The sequence below is a fragment of the Listeria grandensis genome, from assembly GCF_014322885.1.
Lineage (GTDB): Bacteria > Bacillota > Bacilli > Lactobacillales > Listeriaceae > Listeria_A > Listeria_A grandensis.
Window position 1 is genome coordinate 510,880 of sequence record NZ_JAASUG010000001.1, and the last position, 21,490, is coordinate 532,369.

Genomic DNA, 21,490 nt, shown 5'->3' on the forward strand with positions numbered 1-21,490 from the left:
TAAATGTGAAATATGGCACATATAACCTTACACTTTTGTAACCTTGAAAAAACGCATGGGATAAAAATAATTTTCGCACAAAATGAAGTAGGTTATCACGAAACCTGTATGGAGAGGCACCCTATAAAGCTAGCATTTGAAATCTAACTTTAAATCGAGATACCTCACCCACTCCTGGAACCTTACCTTATATAATAAACTGGACTATATTCTACTTTGCCACTCAATACTGCTTTTGCCTGTACCGTTTGCCCGGCTTTTAATTGTGGAATAATGGCCGACCAGTTACCGTCAACATCTGGTTTCATTGCACTCCAATCAACGTCTCTACCTGATACTCGTACACTTACTTCTACACCAGGAGTTGCGGTCCCGAATACTTTATTGTAACCTACGCCCAATCCTTCAGTGATTAGTGGTTGTGCCATTTTTGCTAACACAATGCGTTTTTCGCTGTCTTTATATTTTCCGTTTGCTTGTGTCGCTCTAACTTGAACGGTTTGACCTACTAATGCTCCCGAAAATTGGCTTTTCCAATAACCATTATCGTCCGCGTACACTGTTCCCCTATTTTTTCCTTCGACCAAAACGTCAATTCTGGCGTTAGTATGTGATGTTCCTTCTAATATATCTTCTCCTATTACGACAGGGGATGTTATATTGGTTTTTCTTTGAACCCGGTAACAATCACTAAAAAAAAGATTACTATCAAAGTCTGTTCGAGCCTGAACGGAATGCGTAGCGATTAAAGCTGGAATCGTTGCTTGCCAGCGTCCTTGTGCATCTGCATAGATCGAAGCATGATTCCATTCATAAGGAAATACCCACACATTCACTCTAGCAAAAGGCGTTGCCGTTCCATATATGACTGTTTGTCCAGCTTCTATATCTGATGTTATTTCTGGTTTTACGCGTACATCATACTCCGCACCCTCTTGATAAAACCCATCTAGTTTCGCACGGATTTTCACTTTTTCTCCTGCTTTTAGTGGAGGAACTATTACGCCCCAACTGTTAGCTAAATTTGCTTTTGATGTATACTTTAATAAGCCTATCGAGATTTCTATATCAGAAAGACTCGTCGCCATACCAGTTATTATCGTATCACCTACCCCCAATCTACCTACAATCGTCGGCTTCATTTGTACACTATATGACGTGCTATCAATCCCGTAACCGTCTAAGGATGCTCTTACTTTTACAAACTGGCCTGCTCTTAAAGCTGGGACGGTCGCTTGCCAAACTCCAGATGCATTGGTGTAGGTCGTTTCTATGCGTTCATTTCCTGCTCCATCTGTTATTTGAATATCAATTTGGGAGTACGGTACAGCTGCTCCTTCTAATTGTGTCTCTGATTCTCTTAGACCTGATGTAATCGTTGGTCTTACTTGTACGCTGTAATTCTTACTATCAATATAATTATCCCCCATCGTTGCCCTTACTTGAATTTTTTGACTGGTTGTTAATGGTGGGATATTGGCCTCCCAATTACCATTTTTGTCGGTAAGAATTGTTTCAGCCACTGTGTAAGCGTCTGTCCATACATCGATTTTAGCATGTGGCGTCGCTGTTCCTTTTACGAATGTAGCGCCTTCTTTAACATGTGATGTCACTTTAGGCTCTACTTGAGCGACCCCTGGTTCTAAATTATCCCAAAATTTTAGTTTTAGCGGTTGGATATTGACTTTATACTGATATCTTACATTTGTATGTGGATTTCGTGCTACTAAATATAGTTCACGTTTGTTCATGTTTCCCAACTCGTTAACCGATATTCGAAAGGTGCGTGCTTGAGGGTTTATTATTATGCGACTGTCTGATACTGGTGTGCTAGTTGTCTGTAAAGCTTCTTGTTTAGTAGCCTCATATAATTCAATAAATCCTACTTTCGGACCTACTTTCCCTGTGACTACACCCTGATCTAGGTCCCACTGAATGTCACTTATTGCGTAACTATACAAATCTTTATCTCGGGTGCTGTCGGATTGCGCCCATGTATTTGTTGCTAAGCCTTCTGTTTGATTTCCCGTGTAAAGCCCGTAGCTATCATCTTTGATAGCAATCACATTTTGATTGGCGAATGTATTATCTTGTAATTGTACTCTATTATATCTTTCTCGAAAAGTGATGGGAGCATAGCTATTATATGCTACTTCAGCGATATCTTCGTGGTAGGTAACTGTCCCTAATTTGTTCTTCGTTACCTCGATATTTTCATTCGAGCTTATCAAACTAATTCCTGCTAATTGAACAGATGTCCCTGCCCTATCCGTTGCTGGCTCCAGTCCAACATCATTCTTATTGACTTGAAATGCGGGAGCTCCAGTGCTGGTTGTCGGTTCCGAACCTGTCATTTTTAATGCAATTCCGCCAAATGAAGCTGTTTGCGGAGTGCTTGGACATACTTGGTCGATCTTATTATCTTGCAAAACTCCATCTGTATAGCCGATTTTATTGGGTTGTTGGGGACTTAACCTACTTGTACCCCACACCGCTATTCCCATCTGGCTTTTCTTTTGGTTAGTGGGTTGCCATTGTTGGATGTCTCCTCGTTGGTTTATACGGTTTTCTGTGATGCTAACTTGACGTGATGGGAAGTAGTGACCACGAATGTTAGCTGGGATACCTGTTGATGAATAATCGTGTCCACCAACGACAATCGGTCTATTCACACCCGCCAGGATATTTTGATGAATTTTTAAGCCTTGTATGCTATGACCGTCTATCCCCTCCCAATATAAATTATCAAGGACAACATTGTTTTGGATGGTGACGTCGCGACTGTTCGGGTAGCGAATGTAATAGGTGAGACCCGGATCAGGTACTTTCATTTTCCGCATGGAGGCTGCTATATTGTAATGGCGCCCAACGCCATTCTGACCAACGTGACCAATCGCTTTTGTCAGTGTTCTTTCTACTGTCAAGGCCTCCACAGAGTAGCCAATGATGCCATCAAATCCGACATTTTCTACTTTCATCGCATGATTATTAGCAGTGACCTCTTTTGTTCCACGAATGGTCACTTTTTTTGCAAGATCAACTGTTATACCTCCTCCAGACATATTCTGGATTGTGACATCTTCTATTAGTACGTCATGCAGATAGTCTGCTTCATTTGGTGGTTTCGGATTAGAACCTGCGCCATATTTTCCTCTTACTGAAATGCCATTTTGTATTTCGGTGGACGGTATTTCATTTTGTTCCAGTCCATCCAACGTCAGGTTTCGAACCGTTGTATTATTCGCCATCGCAATGGTCGAGCCGTAATATTTTACTTGATCACTCGTAATAATTGGATCGTCAATAAAATCTTCTTGGATGCGATGAAGTGTGGTTTGGTCTTGCCCTTCTAAGGTGACTCCGTCCGCTAGCGCTACCACCCCTTTTATATACCATTTACCATTTGGAAGGCGAATAGTACCTCGTTTTTGATTTGTATTTGGTGTTTGCTGACTTATTTTTTGAACAGCATTTTTTAAAGTGTTACTGTTCCAATCTTTCGTCTCGGCTGAGTCACCAGGTAACAAAATGTACGTATTTTGATCGATGATTTGTCCATCTGCGCTACTGATTGTAATTGGTGTACCGCCTTCTTGGGTACTTCTCGTTTCTGTCGATCGCAATGCGTTCCCTTTCACTTCTTGTTGGAGGAATACAGCAATATTTTCATCGGACTCTTGGTAACTCACTACATGTTCCCCAGCTCGGAGCCATTTAATAGTTCCATTTTGTTGCACCTCACCTTCTGTACTAGCTACTTGGGCAGTTAGTTCTTCTCCTTTTGGTGTATAGACGGCTAATTGGCTCGTTTCTCCTGTTGCCTTGGCTTCTTCTGCTATAATCGTTTGCCCCAACGCTTCAAACTGAGTGCCACTTCTAGCTTGCGACCCTACTACAGGCAAGTCATCAATCGGGCGAAAATCTGTTATCTGATTTCCAGTCAGCATGAGTTTTCGGAGGTTCTTTAAATTTTTTAGTGGCTCAATGGATGTAATGCGACTAAAAGACAGGTCTAAACTCTGTAATGTATCTAATTTTTTCAATGGTGTTATATCCTGAATAAATTCATCGCGTAAGGTAAGATGTCGCAACGTTTTCATGTTAGCAAGCGGCGCTACCTCCTTGATACGACCGCCTTCATTTCCATTAAGTGTAAGCGTGCTAAGTGTAGTGAGTTGCTGAATACCTGTTAAATCTGACACAGGTTCTTCTGGTGTATCTGTCAATTCTGGGATCGTCGCTAATTCGAAATCCGATATTGTTTCGTTTAAATTAATTTCTTCTGGAAAAATAATATTTTCTGGATGTAATGCCAAATAAACCGCCTTAGCTAAATTTGCATCTGGAAAACGTTCTGAATATGTTTTATTCTCGATGGCTAGCACGGGAACTGGTTTGTTGGTTAAGTTCACCTCTATGTAGCTAGCTAAAAGTAGAAGTATGAGTAGCCAACATCCCCCTTTTTTTAGTAACCTCTTTCGTTTCTCCATATAATTATTCCCTCCTATTATGTTTTTGCTTGCGCCATTCGGGAGGAATACTGTCTATCTAAAATTTATGTACATTCTAGCTTCCCCAACACAAACACCTCCATTCATTTTATACGTCTACTTACCAAATAGCTGTATCTAAAAAAAGAATTTTAACTCAGAAAAACGCTTCAAGAGAGCGCTTTCTTTAGATTAAACAACCATTTATTCCCTATACGATTAAATACACTAGATATTGACTACTAGTGTGCTTACAAAAATGTAATGATAAATTCCCGATTTGTCACCTGATTCAATGGCTGTATCAAGCTCTTCTATCGTATACTAAGTACAAGAAGTTACGAAAGGAAGTTATCACAATGAAGGATCAAAAAATATTAAACGCACTCAGCTATTTCAGTTTATTTTTTGCACCACTTATCGTACCCATTGCTATTTGGATTTTTAGCGCTACAGAAAGCACGAAGCATCATGCTAAAGTAGCCCTGTTAACGCATATATTACCAACCATCGGCGCCATTGTTTCCGTATTTATTGTCGGCGTCGTCGGATTCAGCACCAACAGTTCTAACGTCACAGGATTTATTGGCCTTGGCCTCATTGTTTCCATCGGCATCATGATTGTTGTACTCGCTATATTCAACATCGTTCGCGGTATCCAAGCACTCGTTGCCAAAGACGATGATCCACTTTTTAACTCCATTGACTAACAGCATAAAAGCTAACCAGTGAGCAAGATTCTGGTCAGCTTTTATGTTATAATATGTTTGGAAATGGGGGAATGCATCATGCGTTTTATCTTTGCTTACCTAACCGTCTTTGTTTTTGGAATTCTTGCTGTGATTGGCATGGAAGCTATTATGTACGGCGAAATAACCTATCAGCTCGTGTTCGCAGCAATTCTCTTTGCAGCACCGCTAATACTCGTGGGCACCACTGTTGCTGAGATGTACTACGGCTTCAGCAAAAATGCTACCACGAAACGCTTCATCGTTTGGGGCTTCTTATTCGGTGTTATTGCAACTGTCATCATTACGAGTATTCTACAACTCATCAGCCCAGTCATGGTCATCTTGATTTCACTCCTTGGTGGTGTCATGTGCGCGATTCTTTCTTGGATTTTCTTCGTAATCCGCGGCGGACAAAAACAAAGTGGCAAAGCAGCAACAAATAGCAATACTTAATCTACTAAAAAAATAACGATAAGACGTCCAATGTTGTTAGGTGTCTAATCGTTATTTTTATATCTTTTTATTTCCAATAAAGGATTACTTTTCCAATATTAGGGTATGGAGCGTAGTAAGAACTCTCATTATGTCTGGAGGAATCTAATATGTTTAGAAATGGTACCTTAGAACGCTTTTCTTCCGCATCAAGTATTATCAACTCCCTGAAAGAAGACGCGGATTTCCATCAATATTGCATTCAAGAGAAACTAAAACCAGGACCCCTTAACCATTTTTCTGTCGTAAATAATATTTTTTATTTAATAGAAAGTGGTTTTGTGATTGGGTCACGTAACATGGGCTTCGGTGAACAGCTTCCCATTCTTTTGCAACCCGGTGATTTTCCTTATCTGCCTTCTTACATAGAGGAACTTCCTCCATTCATGGAGTGTGAAGCGCTGACAGAAGTTACATGGTGGAAAATTGACCGTTCTTTTTTTCAAAAAATAATAGCTAACGATTTATTAACCTCTCGCCTAGCTAAATCCGAGAGAAATATCCAAGAGCATGCCTTGATGGATCGGATGCATCCCGAACAACGCATTTATTTTAGCTTACACATCATGATGCAGTTAGGTTCCGAGGTAAAAGCCAATGTCCTCAAGCTTCCAGTATTTGTTGATGTGGAAAAACTAGCCGCATACGCCGTCACATCGATAGATTACACCGCTGATATACTACAAGCGCTGCAAGAAAAAAACATCATATCTACTGAAAAAACGTCATGGGTCATTGAGGACATCACAGCTTTTCATACGCTTTTAGAATCTGAGAACATTTTCGCTCAACCATAAAAACACCGCTAAGTCAGCTTTTTGGGCCTCACTTAGCGGTGTTTCTTTATGCTTAAACTTCTTCTTCAACATGTTGAATCAACTGCAAACGCACAGTCTCCAACTTATGCCCATAAAAATCTTCATCGAATTTATCCCATTCTACAAAACCGCGAGCCTTATAAAAAGCAATCGCATTCTTGTTTTCTAGTTCCACGTTGACGAATAACGGCAATGGTAGCGCGAATAATTTGATACCCTCATCTAGGAGCATCGTCCCGAAACCTTTATTCTGCACGCCTGGCAATAAATAAAAAGCCGCGAGCTCGCTCTTACGTTTCTCAAGCTCAATAAAATTTGCAAAACCAATCACATCATCATCTTGTTCCAATACCGCAAATGGCGTTGCCGCAACACGCGTTTTTAGCGTCTCCAAATTATAAAACATGTCTAAAAAACGATCCTGCACATCGCGCGGAATGATTTGCTCATACGTATCGTGCCAAGATTTTACCGCAATATCTTGAATAGCACCAATGTCTTCAAGCGTACCTTTTCGAATTTGAACTGTCATCTGTGATTTCCCCTTTCATCCTTGAGATGTAGCGTTATCACTTATTATACCCTCTCATCCGACTTTTAGTCACGCCGAAGCAAGCGATGCCATTTCCTGTTCCTCTACCTCGAACTGCTCCAGATACCTCGGCATCGCACCACAAAACTCTATTCTCATCTTCCCTTCATACAAAAAATCACACGGTTGCAGAAAATGTTGCTTCCGATCTCCGACAACCGAAATGCCACCGAGCTCTAAAATATGTCCGACAAACTGTGAACAGAAAAACTCATTTTTCCCCGATAAATCCAAACGCAACACCAACCCAAGAATCCCCCAAAAGTTATACCGATAATTCTCCGAAGTCAGCGAAAACCAGTCCAACTCCTTTTGAATCCGTGCGTGTTGTACTGGCGTGATATCATAGCTCAGTATCGCCGTAGCTGCCTCTTGAAGCACACCACCGCGCATATCTTCCTCGACAAAACCACCGTTCAGTGGATTTCGTTTCCCAAGCCTTCCAAAGCTATACACGCGCGTCAGATCCTCCGTCAAACTGATCGATACATGATTAAACGGTTTACGCGTATATTTTTGAATAATCCGACCTGGAACCGTCGTTGTTTTCGTTAAAATGACATATACTTTCATAACTTCCATTCTCCTTTATTGAAATAAAAAGGCGAGCCTGAGCCCGCCCTACCTAATTACTGCTCTATTTTTATATTTCCTGATCCAGTCCGAACTTTCACGACTGTTTTTGAGCTTGTTTTGATGTTTGGTGATTTAATATCGCCTGAGTTACTGCGCAAGTCTAAGAATCCTGCAAACGAAGTCGGAATTTCAATGTTGACATCACCAGAATCCGCGTCTACTGTCACATCTTTTTTCACATCGCTAAAGTCTAAGTCTACCTCGCCAGAACCACTATTGACGATCGCCGCATCATTCAAACCAGAAAGGTCAATATCACCGGAATTATTATCCACTTTGACAGCACCACTTACTTGCTCTCCATCGATGCTACCGGAACCATTTGTCAGCGTGGTCGTCTTCGCAGTCACACTTTTGACCTCGATATCACCAGAGTTCGATGCCACGCTTAATTTATCGCCGTTCATACCTTGAATCTCGTTTTCTCCTGAACCGTTTGTCACTTCTAAATCAGATGTCACGTTTTTCAAACCAATGTTACCTGAACTATTCGTAACAACTGTCGTATCCGCCGTTAAATTCGAAGCCTCAATCTCACCAGAACCAGCCTTCAGCGAGATCATTTTCGCCGTCACGTCATGTGCCGACAAATCGCTCGAACTCAGATTCGTCGCTAATTCGCCCAATTTCGCGCCCTTCGCAACGTGAATCGTCACTGTCTGCTCCCCGTATATTTGGAATTCCAAAAAGCTGAACCATTCTTGTTCATTCTCAATATCAATCGTTAAATTATCCTGATTTGCTTTCACACTCTTATCTAAACGATTAATGGCCTCTTGCGACAAATGACCATTCATCGTCACATAACTTTTTCCAGTTGTACTTTCTGTTACATTGACGCGCATATCCTGATCACCCATCAGTTTAATCAGCGAAATATCACCATCTGCCAGTTGCCATTCGCGGTGGTAAGCCTCGCCACGATCCACATTATCATTGTTAAATGTCAGGCCAAAACCGATACCTCCAACGAGAAGAAGCGCCGCACCAATAATAAGTAGTTTCCATTTATTTTTAAACATGCTTGCTCTCCCCTTTCATCAAGTGAATATTGAATTTTGTGTAAGCGATCGATGCCGTTACCATTGCCTTGGCGAGCCAAATCGTAAGGACAAAGAAAATGAAGCCGAGACCAACAACCGCAATCGTTCCAAATAACTTATACAACTCAAAATTCTGATTCAACACCGCGTCCAAAACAAAGCCAAACGGTGTCAAAAAGAATCCTAATGTCGATCCTGCAAAACCAACGACAACACCCCAAAATGAGAGAAGCAAGGAGTAAACGACAAGATTGGGAATCAACATCGCGAGGAATAACCACATCCTTCCAGCCACACCACGCTTTTTACGTACAACAGGTCGCGGTACATAATACGGTGCCTCACCAGCTGGTATCTCGCTACGTTCCGCTAAAATATCACGCGCAATCTCATCCGGGCTCCCTAAATCAAAAACAATCTCCTGTTCCGATTTACCGCTTGCTGCCCCCGCTGCAAAATGTTCCATATAGTCCGCTAAGATTTCCTGTCTCTCCTCTTGTCCTAGCCCCGAAAGCTTCAATGCCAGTTCATCTAAAAATTGCGTTTTATCCAATTTGCTCTCCCCCTTCCACAAACAATCGATTCACATTTGCTACAAAATCTTTCCATTCAAACATTAATTCCGTCATATACATCTCACCCTTAACCGTTAGTTGATAATATTTCCGCGATGGACCCTCTGTTGATTCCTTCAAATACGTATCGCAGTAGCCTTCCTTTACTAAACGGCGCAAAACGGGATAAATCGCGCCCTCAGCTACTTCTACGTATTGCGAAACATGTTGCGCAAGCTCATAGCCGTATTGATCCTTCTTATGAATCAGGAATAGGCAGCATAATTCCAGCACACCTTTTTTAAATTGCACATTTACTTCCATGCCGAACCCTCCATTTCTTATTAGCAAAACTTCAGTACTGAACATTAATCACTACTTGTTATAAGTACTATATCACGGACTAGTAATTAATGCAAGGTAGTGACGAAAAAAAATAGTATTGCCAATTCCGCACCTTAATGTTAACCTAATATCATATCAAGTTAACAAAGGAGAAATTATGAGAGATCAAAAATTAAAACAACTTATTATTAATGCCCTATTCGCAGTCATCATTGCCATACTCGCTCAAGTAACCATCCCGATCGGTCCAATCCCATTAACCGGACAAACATTCGCGATTGGCCTTGCCGCCACCATTCTTGGTGCCCGAAATGCGACCATTTCTGTTGCTGTCTACCTTGTCCTTGGTGCAATTGGCGTACCCGTTTTTGCAGGAATGAGCGCCGGACTTGGCATTCTTTTTGGCCCAACAGGTGGTTTTTTGATTGGTTTCCTGTTCAATGCTTACGTAACGGGTTTCCTAATCGAAAAAACGAATTTCAGCATGGCTTACGCTATTTTCGCCAACATCATCGGTTCCTTCATTACCTTACTATTTGGCGCGCTTTGGCTAAAATTTGGCGGAGACCTCTCTTGGAGCGCCGCATTTACTGCTGGCGTTACTCCTTTCATTATTCCAGGCATCCTAAAAGCAATATTTGCCGCCCTGATTGGGATCAGTATTCGCAAGCGTTTAGTGACTGCGAAATTGGTTTAACTTTCTGACACTCAAGGGAAAACGTTATACAAACCCTCTTTGCTCCGATATAATAAAATAGATAATCTGTGAGAAAAGGGGACAAACTATGACTTTATACGATTACCACAATCTGAAAGAAAGCTTTGATACCGACAAATTGCTAGCCATTTTGATGGATCCAAGCGAAGGACCACCACCTTATACGGAATTAAATTACCGCCGCAATGAGGTTATTATGGAAGAGGGCAGCTCTAATCGATACTTTTATGTCGTTAGAAAGGGAATGGTAGCCATGTCAAAAGGAACCGCCCGCGATGATTCTATCCTTACGTTCTGCGGTCCCAATGACATTTTAGGATTTTTAAGCGTCCTAGAAAATGCCGTTTCCCCTGTTGCCTATACATCTATTAGTGAAGTCACACTGCTTCAATTCGAGCGCCAGTATGTGATCGATAAAATCACTTTCGGTCAAGAAAGCTTCTGGTACGCCTACTTCTTCTATTTGAATTTCACACATCCTATTTTAGTGCGTGAATCGCTCTCTAATCTACCGTCCGACAAAAAAATATTGGCTGGTCTTGTCATCGTCGCCGAACGCTTCGGTCGCGCAGAACCAGACGGCTCTTACTTAATTCCGTATTATTTTACACAAAAAGTGATTGGCAAATACTTAAACTTAGCACGCGCCTATGTGGCTACCAATTTGCGCAAATTGGAACAAGATGGCCACATTTCTCTTTCTCCAAAGCCATGGAAAATATATGATATGGTAGCGGCTAAAGAAATGCTTGGCATGAAGTACACAGATCTATATTCGTTAACAACAGAAGACTGAAATGTAACCAGTGATTTCCCAATCACTGGTTTTTTATTACAAACATGTGACATATTTTCGACAGAATGCGCTTTCTTTATGGGAATCGTTACAAATAAGTGATGACAATTTAACTAAAGTTCTGTATACTATATTTATTACACATAAAAAAGGAGAGAATTTAATGACTAACAGATCAACAAAATTGGCTTGCGGCTTACTCGCATGCGGACTAACGCTTTCACTTGCAACACCAGTATTCGCGGAAGAAGAAGTAAAAACACCGGTTACATACGCGGATCCAGCGACACCTGAAACAAAGGATGCTGCACCAGTTCAACTAGCAGCAACCGCCCTTACACCAAATGCGAACATAACATTTGTTAAAGATGCTACTACTACACCTGCTGATTTTGTAACCATTCAAGAAACAGGCACAACACTTACTTTTAAAGCAGGAACGGAAGCCAAAACAGCGGTTGCTGGAACATTCCAAACAACGATTATCGCAACGTTTGCTGACACAACAACACAAGAAATCGTTGCTGACTACACCGTGACAGAACCTGCGAAAGCACCTGTCAAAGCGGCAGCTGCCCTAGCCACTGCAAAAGCAAATGTAACAACAGAAATCAACGTAGCAGTGAAAGACCCAAGCAAATTCGTAACAGCGACCTCAGGTGTCACTTTATCATTCGCTAAAGCACCTGCTGTAAACCGTATAGGCGCGCAGACCGTCACTGTTGTAGCGACAGATGGTACGACAACAGAAAACATCATTGTCAATTACACTGTGGTTGATACAACAAAACCGGTGATTGACGTCTATGATAATAATTTCTACGTATCAGCTGACGAAGAATGGTACGCTGATGAACTGGTTGACGCAACTGATAATTCTGGTTTCGTTAAACTTTATTTTGCAAATGGCCAAGAAACTTTAGATACATCTAAAGAAGGGAAACAAACGGTGGAAATCATTGCAGAAGATGCGAGCGGTAATACTGCTAGTGCGACCCTAACTTATACTGTTGTGGGCGAAGACTTCTACTTCTTTGACGCACCAGTTGTCAATGTCGCTAAGACTACTGCAACGGATGTTTTCGGAACGGCAGAACCGCTGACAACTGTCGTCATTCTATCGGAAGATGGCGTTTCTTTAGGACAGTCTGATGCTGACGAGAATGGTAATTTCCATATTAAATTAGGTACACCTCTTGTTACTGGACAAACGGTATTCTTAGGTAGCTTCGATATGGATACTGGGGAGTTTAGCGACTTAGCCGAGTTCACATTCCAAGGCGGAACGCTTAAAGTTGATCCAGTTGAGAATGCTGAAAAACCATCTATTACTCAAGTTGTGAAAAAAGCTCCTATCAAAGTAGCTACTGTAGCAAAAACAACAAACCTTAAATCATTACCAAAAACTGGCGATGAAAGCACGTCTGGTTTAGTATTTGCCGGACTGCTTATTTCAGGAATTGCAGTAGCCGTTCTTAGAAAACGTAGCTAATATAAAAAAGACGAAAAATCTGTGTTAGATTTTTCGTCTTTTTTATTACTTTAGTTTTCCAACGAAGAAGAACGTTGCGATACAGTTGATACCTTGTACAATGAAGAATGTTCCTACAAGGATCACAATACCAATTGCTCCAACGATTGGGTTGAACAAGGCAATGAAACCTAGAACGATTCCTAAAATGCCGAGTGTTAGGAGCCAGCCCCAACCTTGTGCATTTTCATTTTTAGCGGCAAAGGCACCGATTGTACGCATAATTCCTGCAAATAGGACCCACATGCCGAAGACAAGTACTAATGTCACTGTTCCTTCGAATTGGTCCGCCAATAATAAAATACCTAATAATAGCGAAAGAATCCCTTCTGCGAGTATCCAACCTGAGACTTTTTGTCCGCTACGGTTGGAGAAATATTGGATGATTTGGAATACCCCAACGACTAGCATTAAGATTCCGATGAATAAGGTGAATGATAGTAAAGAAATACCTGGATGGAACACAAACCAGATTCCTAAACATATCATTGCTATACCTGCCAATAGGACAAGTATACGTGTGAATGTTTTCATGATATGTAACACTTCCTTTTTTATGATTAGAATTTTTAGGTTCCGTTGCTTATTTTACCCTATTTATCTCAGTTAAAACAATAATTGTATTGTTTATTATTTTATCTTTTCTATCTATAGACACATACCCGATCGAAAAACAGAATGTAAGCGTTGTTTTATCGTTTTTTGGACCATTTTTAGACGAAATTTAATCACAACTGCTTAAAAAGTTCATAATTTATAATAGGTGCATCATTCTTTCGAAAAATCTGTCTACTCCTCTTGACAGCTACTCCTTTTTAATTGTATGATAGAATAAATTTAATATGTTTCTTATCAAGAAAGGTGGAGGGACTGGCCCTGTGAAACCTTAGCAACCGGATATGTGAATCACGGTGCTAATTCCAGCTGTATGTATGCGAAGATAAGCTATTAACTAATGAATCGTTGTCTTTTCAGCCTTCTCTAGTAGTGCTTTTCGAAGCTTACTGAGAGGGTTTTTTCGTTCCTTTTATAAGGAATTTAGCAAGGAACGCTTGCGCTAGAGCAGCTTTAAAACTATAAGATAAAGAAAAGGTGATGACATGGGGACGCTTAGACAGATAGAACTTTTTAAAGAGACGCCATTAGTACTCGAAAATGGGGAAACGATTGGTCCGATTGAGGTTGGTTTTGAAACGTATGGAGAGCTTGCGGGGACTCGAGATAATTGTATTTTGTTAGAACATGCGCTGACTGGGACGGCACACGCTGCGAAACATTTTGAGGCGGATGTTGCTGGCTGGTGGGATGATTTTATTGGGCCTGGAAAAACGATGGATCCTGCTGATTACTTCATTGTTTGTACGAATGTGTTTGGTGGCTGTAGTGGGACAACAGGGCCTTCCTCCATCGATGCCAAAACGGGAGCCGAGTATCGGTTACATTTTCCAGGTTTTACGATTAAAGATATTATTAAGGTACAAAAAGCATTGCTAGATGCGCTTGGTGTCGTGCATGTCGTCTCGGTTATTGGTGGTTCGATGGGGGGCATGCAGGCGACGCAATGGGCGATTGATTATCCGGAAATAACGGGAAGTGTGATTAATTTAGCATCTCCTCTTGCGGCAAGTCCTGAGGCGATTGGCTATAATTTGATTATGCGAATGGCAATTTTGAATGATCCTGATTTCAATGATGGGAATTATGTCGGTCAACCGGAGGGCGGGCTTGCGACAGCGCGAATGGTCGGAATGATGACGTATCGTACGAGTGAGCTGTTCTCGAAGCGATTTGAGCGCTTTACAGTGGCAGATTCTTCGCCAGGAGCATTCTCAAAAGAGCATTTCCAGGTGGAGTCGTATTTGCAATATCAGGGGGATTCGTTTGTAGAACGGTTTGACGCGAATAGTTATCTGTACTTGACGAAAGCGATTGATCTGTTTGATGTGACGGTGAATGGCGCGGATGAAAAACCGCTTTTCACTGCGATTCAGATTCCGTATTTATTGGTTGGCGTGACGAGTGATCAGCTGTTTCGGATTCACGATTTGCGCCGAGATTATGAGCTTTTAAAAGAATGGGATGTTCCCGTGACTTATTATGAGGTCGATTCGGATTATGGGCATGATGCCTTTTTGGTCGAAGTTGAGAAATTTCATCCACTTATTAGTACTTTTTTGACGCAACATTCGCGTGTGATATAAAAAAATAAGTGTTGGCATCAAGGGCTAATCTGGGATTAGTTCTCGATACCAACGCTTATTTTGATACCATGTATATCCGACCTTTATGGATTACATGCTCTCTTTAGTCTCTTAGCAAACCAATTCTTTCTACCAAAAACTCATTTTCAGTCTGCACTTTGTAGGTTTCTTTTGTAATAATATCTGTCACGACAAGTCTGCTTACTTCTTGATGATTGACTTGAATTGTGTAGCCATCATGTATCGGGATATCTAATGATGCTGCTGTTTGAGTTTCATTACCAATGAAGTCCTTCGTGTATACGACTTTTCCTGAGGCATCTTTCACCTCAATGCTTGCATAGGTGCTAGAAAAATACACATGAGGCTTGACTGCTTTGATATTAAGATGTAGTGTATTTTTGTCTTTATCCAGAATAAGTGATGCAAATTGTTCGTTACCAAGGCCTCTGAAGGTAAACGCAAGATTGGAGCTATATATTTTCTCTTTGGTGAATCTGGATGGGACTGGGATGTCTTGAATGCTTTTCTTCACTAATCCATTCGTACTTACCTGATATACATTTTGTTTTGCTAGTGGGCTTTGCAGTATATTATCCGTTGCCAATTTCAGTCTACTAATGCCTTCTAAATGTTCGATAATCACGTAATAGCCTTCTTCCAACTTGATTTTTTTGAGTACTTTGCCAACGTCTTCATTGCCGACCATCGCATGTCTGTAAACCGTTCTTCCTTCCTTATCTTTTATGTGAAGTGTTGCATATGGCACTTCTTTCTTTGTGAAATACACATGCGGTTTGACTGCATATTGTATAAAGTTAAGTTCCATCGATGCTAGATTCATTTTTAGAATCGCAAAATTCTTATTACCTAACCCGTAGAACGTGAAATCAAATAGTTTTCCATCTATATCATTTGGATTAATGGTTGGAATGCTTTCTTCTGCGACTTTTAATAGACCATCCTTTGTTACTTGATATGTGGCTTGTTTCGCTGTCGTATAGGCTTCTTTTGTATCTGCATTGATGAAATTCAAGCGTCCTGTATTTTCTTGATGCATAATGGTCATATAATAGCCTTGCCCTATTTTTACGTTATCCAGAGCGCTTGGGATACAGCCGCGTCCATTGAATTCTTTCGTATACACACGTTTTCCACGCGCATCATAGATAGTAATGGATGCGTAGGTTCCTGGGAAATACCAATGTGGCTCAGTAGCTTGCTGCGAAATTTTCACTTGGTTCGTTGCTAAGTCTAGACTCATGGTTGCAAATTGTATGTCGCATAAACCTTTGAAATTAAATTCAAAATTGGTTCCGTCAAACTCGTCTGGATTCGGTGTCGGTATTTTTGTGGCATCTACTTTTTTAAGACCATCTTGTGTCACAACATAGGTAGCATTTTGGTGCGAGCTGTAACGCTCACCGGTTTCTTCATTTGTCGTAATGAGACGTCCAGACGATTCTAGATGTGTCACTGTGATAAAATCGCCCACTGCAATGGCAACCGTATTATTCGATGCCGAGGCATACCCGCGTCCATTAAACTCTTTTGCAAATATTTCTTTTCCTTTAGCATTATTAATTTTCACTGTTGCGTAGGTTCCTGGGAAATACCAATGTGGCTCGCCAGCATTTTGCGTGATTGTTGCTTGTTTTGTATCTAAATTAATGCGTAAATTGGCAAATTCCCAATCGCTTATACCTCTCATTAAGAACCTAAATTTATCACCAGTTAGCATGTTTTGGGTGACATTATTTTTTATTGCAAGCAAGTCTGCATAGTCATTTTGAAACTTGATTTTATCGATGTCTGTATCTGCTAAATACTGAATGGCTTTTTTCAACTTGGCTTTTACCCCAGCGTTGTCTTCGTTTCTAAGAACTGTGTCATTATTTATTGTTGCTGCGAATGCTACTAGCTTATTTTTATAATTGGTGAGCGCATCCTGTCCTGTCACGCCTGTGGTTTCATTTGTTAAGCCATATTTCGTTACCTTCAACGTATAATTTGTGCTTTTATTCACAAGACCTAGTGACGCTTTGTCAATACTGAAACGAGAAGGTTCTTTATGCATTATTTTAATCGTGTATCCTGGCTTTATAGCGGCTGTGAACTGACCGGTTTGTGTGCTTGCTCCGTTCATCACTCTTTTGAAAATCGAATTCCCATTTTCGTCAAGTACTTCGATAGAGGCATACTCACCTGAAAAATACACATGGGGTTCACTGCTTATGACATTCAATTCCATCGTTCCTTTTTCAGGATCAATCGCAGCTGTTGCAAAAACACCGTCCCCTAGTCCTTTAAATATCATGTTTTCTACTGCAATTTCTGATGTTTGCAATTCGTTCATCGCTATGTTGGTATAATTTTCACGATCTGAAACTACTAAATAATTGGTCGATGGATCATAAAAACGTGTGTTTCCTGTTGGAATATCTAGTGAATAAATTCCGACCGGCATATTTTTAACGGTGAGGATTGGTGACGTGATTTTAATTTCGCGCACAACATCTGCGCCGTCTTTAATTCGTAATACGCTTCCTTTCATTTGCGCAAAATCATCGATTGAAAATTCGATTTTAGCTGTGTTGCTTAGTTTATATTTTTCAAGTTGTTTATTACTCACTAATCCCCACTTGGAGTCTAGGTTAATATCTTTTCGTGCATTTCTCAAGTTATTTCCTGAAACTAGGGATGCCAGCGGATATACAGCCTTGTTTCCCGAATAAAGATTTTCTGATTTTTGTTTGGCCGACATGGAACCTTGCACAAGCTCTACAAATGCTGTGAAATCATAGCGGCTCGTTTCACCGAAATATCTCGTAAGCAAATCAAGTAGCAACGGAGAAGGGATTGCATTAGCATTCGCTGCTGCCCGGTACGCTTGGTTGAAGTGTGTGAAAGCTTTATCACCTGCTTTATCTTTCATCATGGTTAACATGTATAGTTTGTTTCTTACATCCCAGCTATTCAGGGGTGTTTTTGTTGTGTATACTCGTTCCTCAAAAGCATCTTCTCGTTCGCGAGTACTCCCAGCGTATAACCATCCATTATAATAGTCGTTTCCTAGCATCTTTTTTTGCATCGTATCAGCGAAAAGGTTATTCCAAACTTCCCCTGTTGAAAAAGTGGTGTCACGCATAAATGACCCTTGATAGCCATGCCCAATTTCATGTAAGCCTCCCCAACCAGGTCTTAACCAAAATGACGCGACAGAACTACTCGTTTCTGCGGTAACCGTATCTCCATAATATGCTCCGCCCGGTCCATTTTTATCTGCCTTAGCGAAGTAGCGATTGGCAATATTCTTATCCGTCTCTTTTTCTGGTGTGAAGGACAGCCCTTCTAGTTCGTTATACGTTTCAAACATAGTGTCATAGTATGCTAATAAATCATCGATAGAAGCGTAATCATCCATTTTTTTCAGATAATCCTTGTCTCTTGCTGGTACTAATATTTGAATGTACTTGTTGCTAATAAGACCAAATTTAGCATCGGATTCGTCCCATTTTTTAAAGAAGCTGGCCTCATCGTTGCATTGTTTGAACACAGGCAACTGGATAACGGAATCATTTACCTTATACTCTAAAATAGGGGCTTCTTTTGTATAAGTCGTTCGGATAAAAGGAACGGAATCAGCTGTTGCAGTCACCGTCACCCATGAACTCCCAATAGCATGTGAACTTTCTGTTTTTCGATCATCATTTAGTAATTCTAGTGTGACATTACTGTTAAAATCCTTGTTTACTTGTCTGATTTCAATTATCTCACCTTTAGGAATTATCACTCCCAGATCTTGACGATCGTGATTAATCCCCTTGGAAAGGCCTTGTTTACTCAGCCAAGTCGGGTTATCTAACGTATTCATTTTCTTTTCAAAGGTTGCCGCTTCCACTTTTAAGTTTCCTGAAAAAGCAATCATTACCATCAAGAATACCCCTATGAATAGTATCTTACTCCATTTTTTATACATGATTTCTAAATCCCTTCCTTATTTTCTGATTTTTCCGTTTATTTATTGGTTACAGACCTTTAAACAGCCGCTCCTCCCCTCTCTCAATGTATTAATTATACCATTTATACTTTGCTCAAAAGGTTACAAAAAACCGACTCTTAATCGCGGAAAAATCATGGAGAATACGCTTTCATTTTAATATGTATATTTTTGCAAAACACCACATTTCAGCGCAAAGAAATAAGCGCGAAATGTCGCACTTATTTCTTTGTCACCGGTATCCAAACATCACATTCATAATTGTCAGCCCTACTATCACCGGGTCCGTAAACTTCTATTTCTGGCCCTGGCGCATGCTCGTAACCACTCGTCGGGAACCATTCGGAAAAGATCTGTTGCCACGTTTGTTGAATCGCCTCAGGTAATGCACCTACAGATTGAAACACTGCCCATTGAAACTCAGGCACGTTGAATACTTCCATCCCTTCAGGTACCTCTCCCGCGTGTTCTATCGCTATCCAATAGTCCATCTCCTGCTTTGGCCCTTGCTCCTCCGAGACGTGACAGATTCCCATGTAATTCGGTACCTCTTTGTTGCTCAGCTTTTCTAGTTGCTCTATTGTCCCGTCAGCCCACACTTGCTCCCAAAACTTCGGTACCTCCACTAAATTTTGCCCTTGATGAAATGAAAATACTTTTTTGATTCCTACAACTTGAAATTTTTCTCGTTCTATCATTTTGTATTCCATTTTTATTTACTCCTCTCAAGATTCATTTTCGCTCTATGAAAGCGGCTTATCTTTAGTATACCTTTTCTGGACGAATTTTTCTTTTCACAACCGCTACCACACAAAATACACAAAAAGAGAAAAAGAAGTTAGGGATTTTCTTCCTCACTCAGGCTATCATGAAGATATATCAAAAATTAGAGGAGGAATTTCTAATCTTATGAAAAAGTATTTTTATATGGCACTTATCATGGTAGCAATTTTGTTAGTAATGTCCCATATCACGAGTAAATCAGCCATTGCAGAGGAGCGGGCGGCATCTATTACATCCACGATTCCAAGCAAGGATTATATTGTTTTAACTATTGCGGGTGCTGCTACTGGGGATGAAGTTCTCCAGTATATAAAAGCGATGGATCTCCAAGGAAATCAAATAAAGCGGTTAAAAATTGTCGGTGATATGACAGCGTATGGTAATCAAGGCGTCTATACCTTTTATAACCTAGAAGAATTGGAATTAGATGGCACCAGTAACATTCCCTCGTTCCTAGCATACTATGCGCCTAAATTGACAAAATTAATCGATACGAACAACACGATCAAGAATGTTGGAACATACGCCTTTGCCTATAGTGGTATACAAGAAGTGGAGCTGACGAATGTAGACCTTCTTGACACTGGCGCTTTTCGAGGATGTCTGTCCCTCACTTCTTTCAAAAGTTCTAGCCTCAGCAAGATGAATAACTGGGCTTTTTCAGGCGCTAGTTCCTTAACCACCTTTGAGGCACCTAATTTATCAACAACGTTCACAAGTACTGTCCTAGAAAATACAAATATTGATACGCTCGATCTTCCCAAAATAACATCACTCAGCAGTTTTCTGCTACTTTTGTGAATCTCAAAAATCTGCGCGTCCTTAAATTAAATGGGCTTTCCGTCTTACCTAAAGATTTGTTGAACTACATCGCTTCTGATCGCTTAGAATATGTCGAAGTTAAAAATGCCACGTCTCTAGCACATGAGGATACGTTCTCTACAGGCTCTAGTAACATTTCCAAACTTTTGATTCTAGCTTCCAGTAAACTCAACTTGAACAGTATTGATAGTTCTAGTTTACACGCCAATACGGTTGTTACTTATCCAAAAGATACCACCGAGCAATCACTAGTAGAAGGGGAGACCTTAAACATTCCCGCCTTCGAATATAAAACTGCGCCAACAACGAACGTTTCTTTTGGGTGGTTTCAAAATGGAAGTTTTCTAACACGAACGCTTGGACTAGTAGTAGCCGAGCAGGCACTTGCCTCACATTCTGGCACTTTTACCGCGAGCTTTTTCATCAATAATTTAGGAAGCCCTGACCTATGGCCTAGTTCTGAGGAGCATCTTGTTACCGTCAAATCGGGGACCATTGGGTTTGAAACGCTTAGACCACATTTTCATTTTGAAGATTATACTATTTCCGAGCGTGACCTATTGGTGAAGCGATTTGATCCTACTACTGGTATTTTGATTAGAGACAATCGTTTCAATAAAAGTGATTGGGAAGTTCATGCTAAAATTGAGAAGCCTCTGACAGATCCTGATTCAGCAAGAACACTCAACAACGCGCTTGTTTATGTCGATTCGTCTGGTAATAAGACGGCGTTAACACACGAAGCACTCCCTATTTTTAAGAGTACAGCTAAAGATGATGCGACTGAAATTCGTTGGGAAGAAGATCGTGGCATCTTGCTAAATATTGTGGGAAACCAAGCCTTTGTTGGCAACTTTAGCACAGAGATAGAGTGGGAACTCGTTCTCGCACCATAAATAAAACGCGGATTGTAATAAGTCTACCTCAGGCTAATTGTG

Annotated in this window: 18 protein-coding genes and 1 riboswitch; of the genes, 9 read left to right on the plus strand and 9 right to left on the minus strand. The window is 40.7% G+C overall.

The genetic code is table 11. The features are described 5' to 3' along the window. Positions 1-182: 182 nt before the first annotated feature. The gene (locus HCJ54_RS02160) at positions 183-4,490 is read right to left on the minus strand and encodes a leucine-rich repeat domain-containing protein (protein WP_187136461.1); all 4,308 of its coding nucleotides are present in this window, start codon (positions 4,488-4,490) and stop codon (positions 183-185) included. Positions 4,491-4,849: 359 nt separating this feature from the next. Here HCJ54_RS02160 and HCJ54_RS02165 point away from each other — a divergent pair, with 359 nt between their 5' ends. The 3 genes from HCJ54_RS02165 (at position 4,850) to HCJ54_RS02175 (ending at position 6,510) form a co-directional block, all read left to right on the plus strand. Further along, complete coding sequence (locus HCJ54_RS02165) at positions 4,850-5,200, plus strand: magnetosome magnetite crystal formation protein family (RefSeq protein WP_036066279.1); 351 nt, start codon at positions 4,850-4,852, stop codon at positions 5,198-5,200. Positions 5,201-5,278: 78 nt separating this feature from the next. After that, the gene (locus HCJ54_RS02170) at positions 5,279-5,674 is read left to right on the plus strand and encodes a hypothetical protein (RefSeq protein ID WP_185411723.1); all 396 of its coding nucleotides are present in this window, start codon (positions 5,279-5,281) and stop codon (positions 5,672-5,674) included. Between the two features lie 149 nt (positions 5,675-5,823). After that, on the plus strand, positions 5,824-6,510 hold the full coding sequence (locus tag HCJ54_RS02175) for a cyclic nucleotide-binding domain-containing protein (protein ID WP_187136462.1): 687 nt from the start codon (positions 5,824-5,826) through the stop codon (positions 6,508-6,510). A gap of 52 nt (positions 6,511-6,562) precedes the next feature. Here the strand turns inward: HCJ54_RS02175 and HCJ54_RS02180 are convergent, their stop codons facing one another. The 5 genes from HCJ54_RS02180 to HCJ54_RS02200 form a co-directional block, all read right to left on the minus strand. Then, on the minus strand, positions 6,563-7,063 hold the full coding sequence (locus HCJ54_RS02180; protein ID WP_036066285.1) for a GNAT family N-acetyltransferase: 501 nt from the start codon (positions 7,061-7,063) through the stop codon (positions 6,563-6,565). Between the two features lie 69 nt (positions 7,064-7,132). Next, on the minus strand, positions 7,133-7,696 hold the full coding sequence (locus HCJ54_RS02185) for a hypothetical protein (RefSeq protein ID WP_187136463.1): 564 nt from the start codon (positions 7,694-7,696) through the stop codon (positions 7,133-7,135). 56 nt (positions 7,697-7,752) lie between these two features. Continuing rightward, positions 7,753-8,781: a DUF4097 family beta strand repeat-containing protein gene (locus HCJ54_RS02190; protein WP_187136464.1), complete on the minus strand. Its 1,029-nt coding sequence runs from the start codon at positions 8,779-8,781 to the stop codon at positions 7,753-7,755. Further along, positions 8,774-9,355, minus strand: a complete 582-nt coding sequence (locus HCJ54_RS02195) for a DUF1700 domain-containing protein (protein ID WP_187136465.1) — start codon at positions 9,353-9,355, stop codon at positions 8,774-8,776. The genes HCJ54_RS02190 and HCJ54_RS02195 overlap by 8 nt, the downstream gene beginning before the upstream one ends. After that, a complete protein-coding gene (locus HCJ54_RS02200) occupies positions 9,348-9,680 on the minus strand; it encodes a PadR family transcriptional regulator (RefSeq protein ID WP_036059127.1) in 333 nt (110 codons plus the stop codon). Before HCJ54_RS02200 ends, HCJ54_RS02195 begins: the two co-directional genes overlap by 8 nt. Before the next feature lie 178 nt (positions 9,681-9,858). Between HCJ54_RS02200 and HCJ54_RS02205 the strand changes: the two genes are divergently transcribed. The 3 genes from HCJ54_RS02205 to HCJ54_RS02215 all read left to right on the plus strand — a co-directional run bounded on the left by HCJ54_RS02205 (position 9,859) and on the right by HCJ54_RS02215 (position 12,707). After that, complete coding sequence (locus HCJ54_RS02205) at positions 9,859-10,398, plus strand: biotin transporter BioY (protein WP_187136466.1); 540 nt, start codon at positions 9,859-9,861, stop codon at positions 10,396-10,398. An 88-nt stretch (positions 10,399-10,486) separates the two neighbouring features. Further along, entirely contained in the window at positions 10,487-11,215 is a 729-nt protein-coding gene (locus tag HCJ54_RS02210; RefSeq protein WP_187136467.1) for a Crp/Fnr family transcriptional regulator, read from the plus strand. 163 nt (positions 11,216-11,378) lie between these two features. After that, positions 11,379-12,707, plus strand: a complete 1,329-nt coding sequence (locus HCJ54_RS02215; RefSeq protein WP_187136468.1) for an LPXTG cell wall anchor domain-containing protein — start codon at positions 11,379-11,381, stop codon at positions 12,705-12,707. Between the two features lie 45 nt (positions 12,708-12,752). On the opposite strand, the gene HCJ54_RS02220 is transcribed toward HCJ54_RS02215, so the two are convergent. Continuing rightward, positions 12,753-13,280, minus strand: coding sequence for an HdeD family acid-resistance protein (locus HCJ54_RS02220; protein WP_036065431.1), 528 nt, complete (start codon positions 13,278-13,280; stop codon positions 12,753-12,755). Between the two features lie 312 nt (positions 13,281-13,592). Next, positions 13,593-13,693: riboswitch (SAM riboswitch) on the plus strand. 153 nt (positions 13,694-13,846) lie between these two features. On the opposite strand from HCJ54_RS02220, the gene metX reads away from it, so the two are divergent. Continuing rightward, a complete protein-coding gene (metX, locus tag HCJ54_RS02225; protein ID WP_187136469.1) occupies positions 13,847-14,947 on the plus strand; it encodes a homoserine O-acetyltransferase MetX in 1,101 nt (366 codons plus the stop codon). Between the two features lie 103 nt (positions 14,948-15,050). On the opposite strand, the gene HCJ54_RS02230 is transcribed toward metX, so the two are convergent. Further along, positions 15,051-18,881, minus strand: coding sequence for a putative mucin/carbohydrate-binding domain-containing protein (locus HCJ54_RS02230; RefSeq protein ID WP_244966874.1), 3,831 nt, complete (start codon positions 18,879-18,881; stop codon positions 15,051-15,053). Between the two features lie 287 nt (positions 18,882-19,168). Beyond that, a complete protein-coding gene (locus HCJ54_RS02235) occupies positions 19,169-19,657 on the minus strand; it encodes a GyrI-like domain-containing protein (RefSeq protein ID WP_187136471.1) in 489 nt (162 codons plus the stop codon). 199 nt (positions 19,658-19,856) lie between these two features. On the opposite strand from HCJ54_RS02235, the gene HCJ54_RS02240 reads away from it, so the two are divergent. Further along, the gene (locus HCJ54_RS02240; RefSeq protein ID WP_187136472.1) at positions 19,857-20,531 is read left to right on the plus strand and encodes a leucine-rich repeat protein; all 675 of its coding nucleotides are present in this window, start codon (positions 19,857-19,859) and stop codon (positions 20,529-20,531) included. Further along, on the plus strand, positions 20,528-21,448 hold the full coding sequence (locus HCJ54_RS02245; protein ID WP_187136473.1) for a hypothetical protein: 921 nt from the start codon (positions 20,528-20,530) through the stop codon (positions 21,446-21,448). Before HCJ54_RS02240 ends, HCJ54_RS02245 begins: the two co-directional genes overlap by 4 nt. Positions 21,449-21,490: the final 42 nt, after the last annotated feature.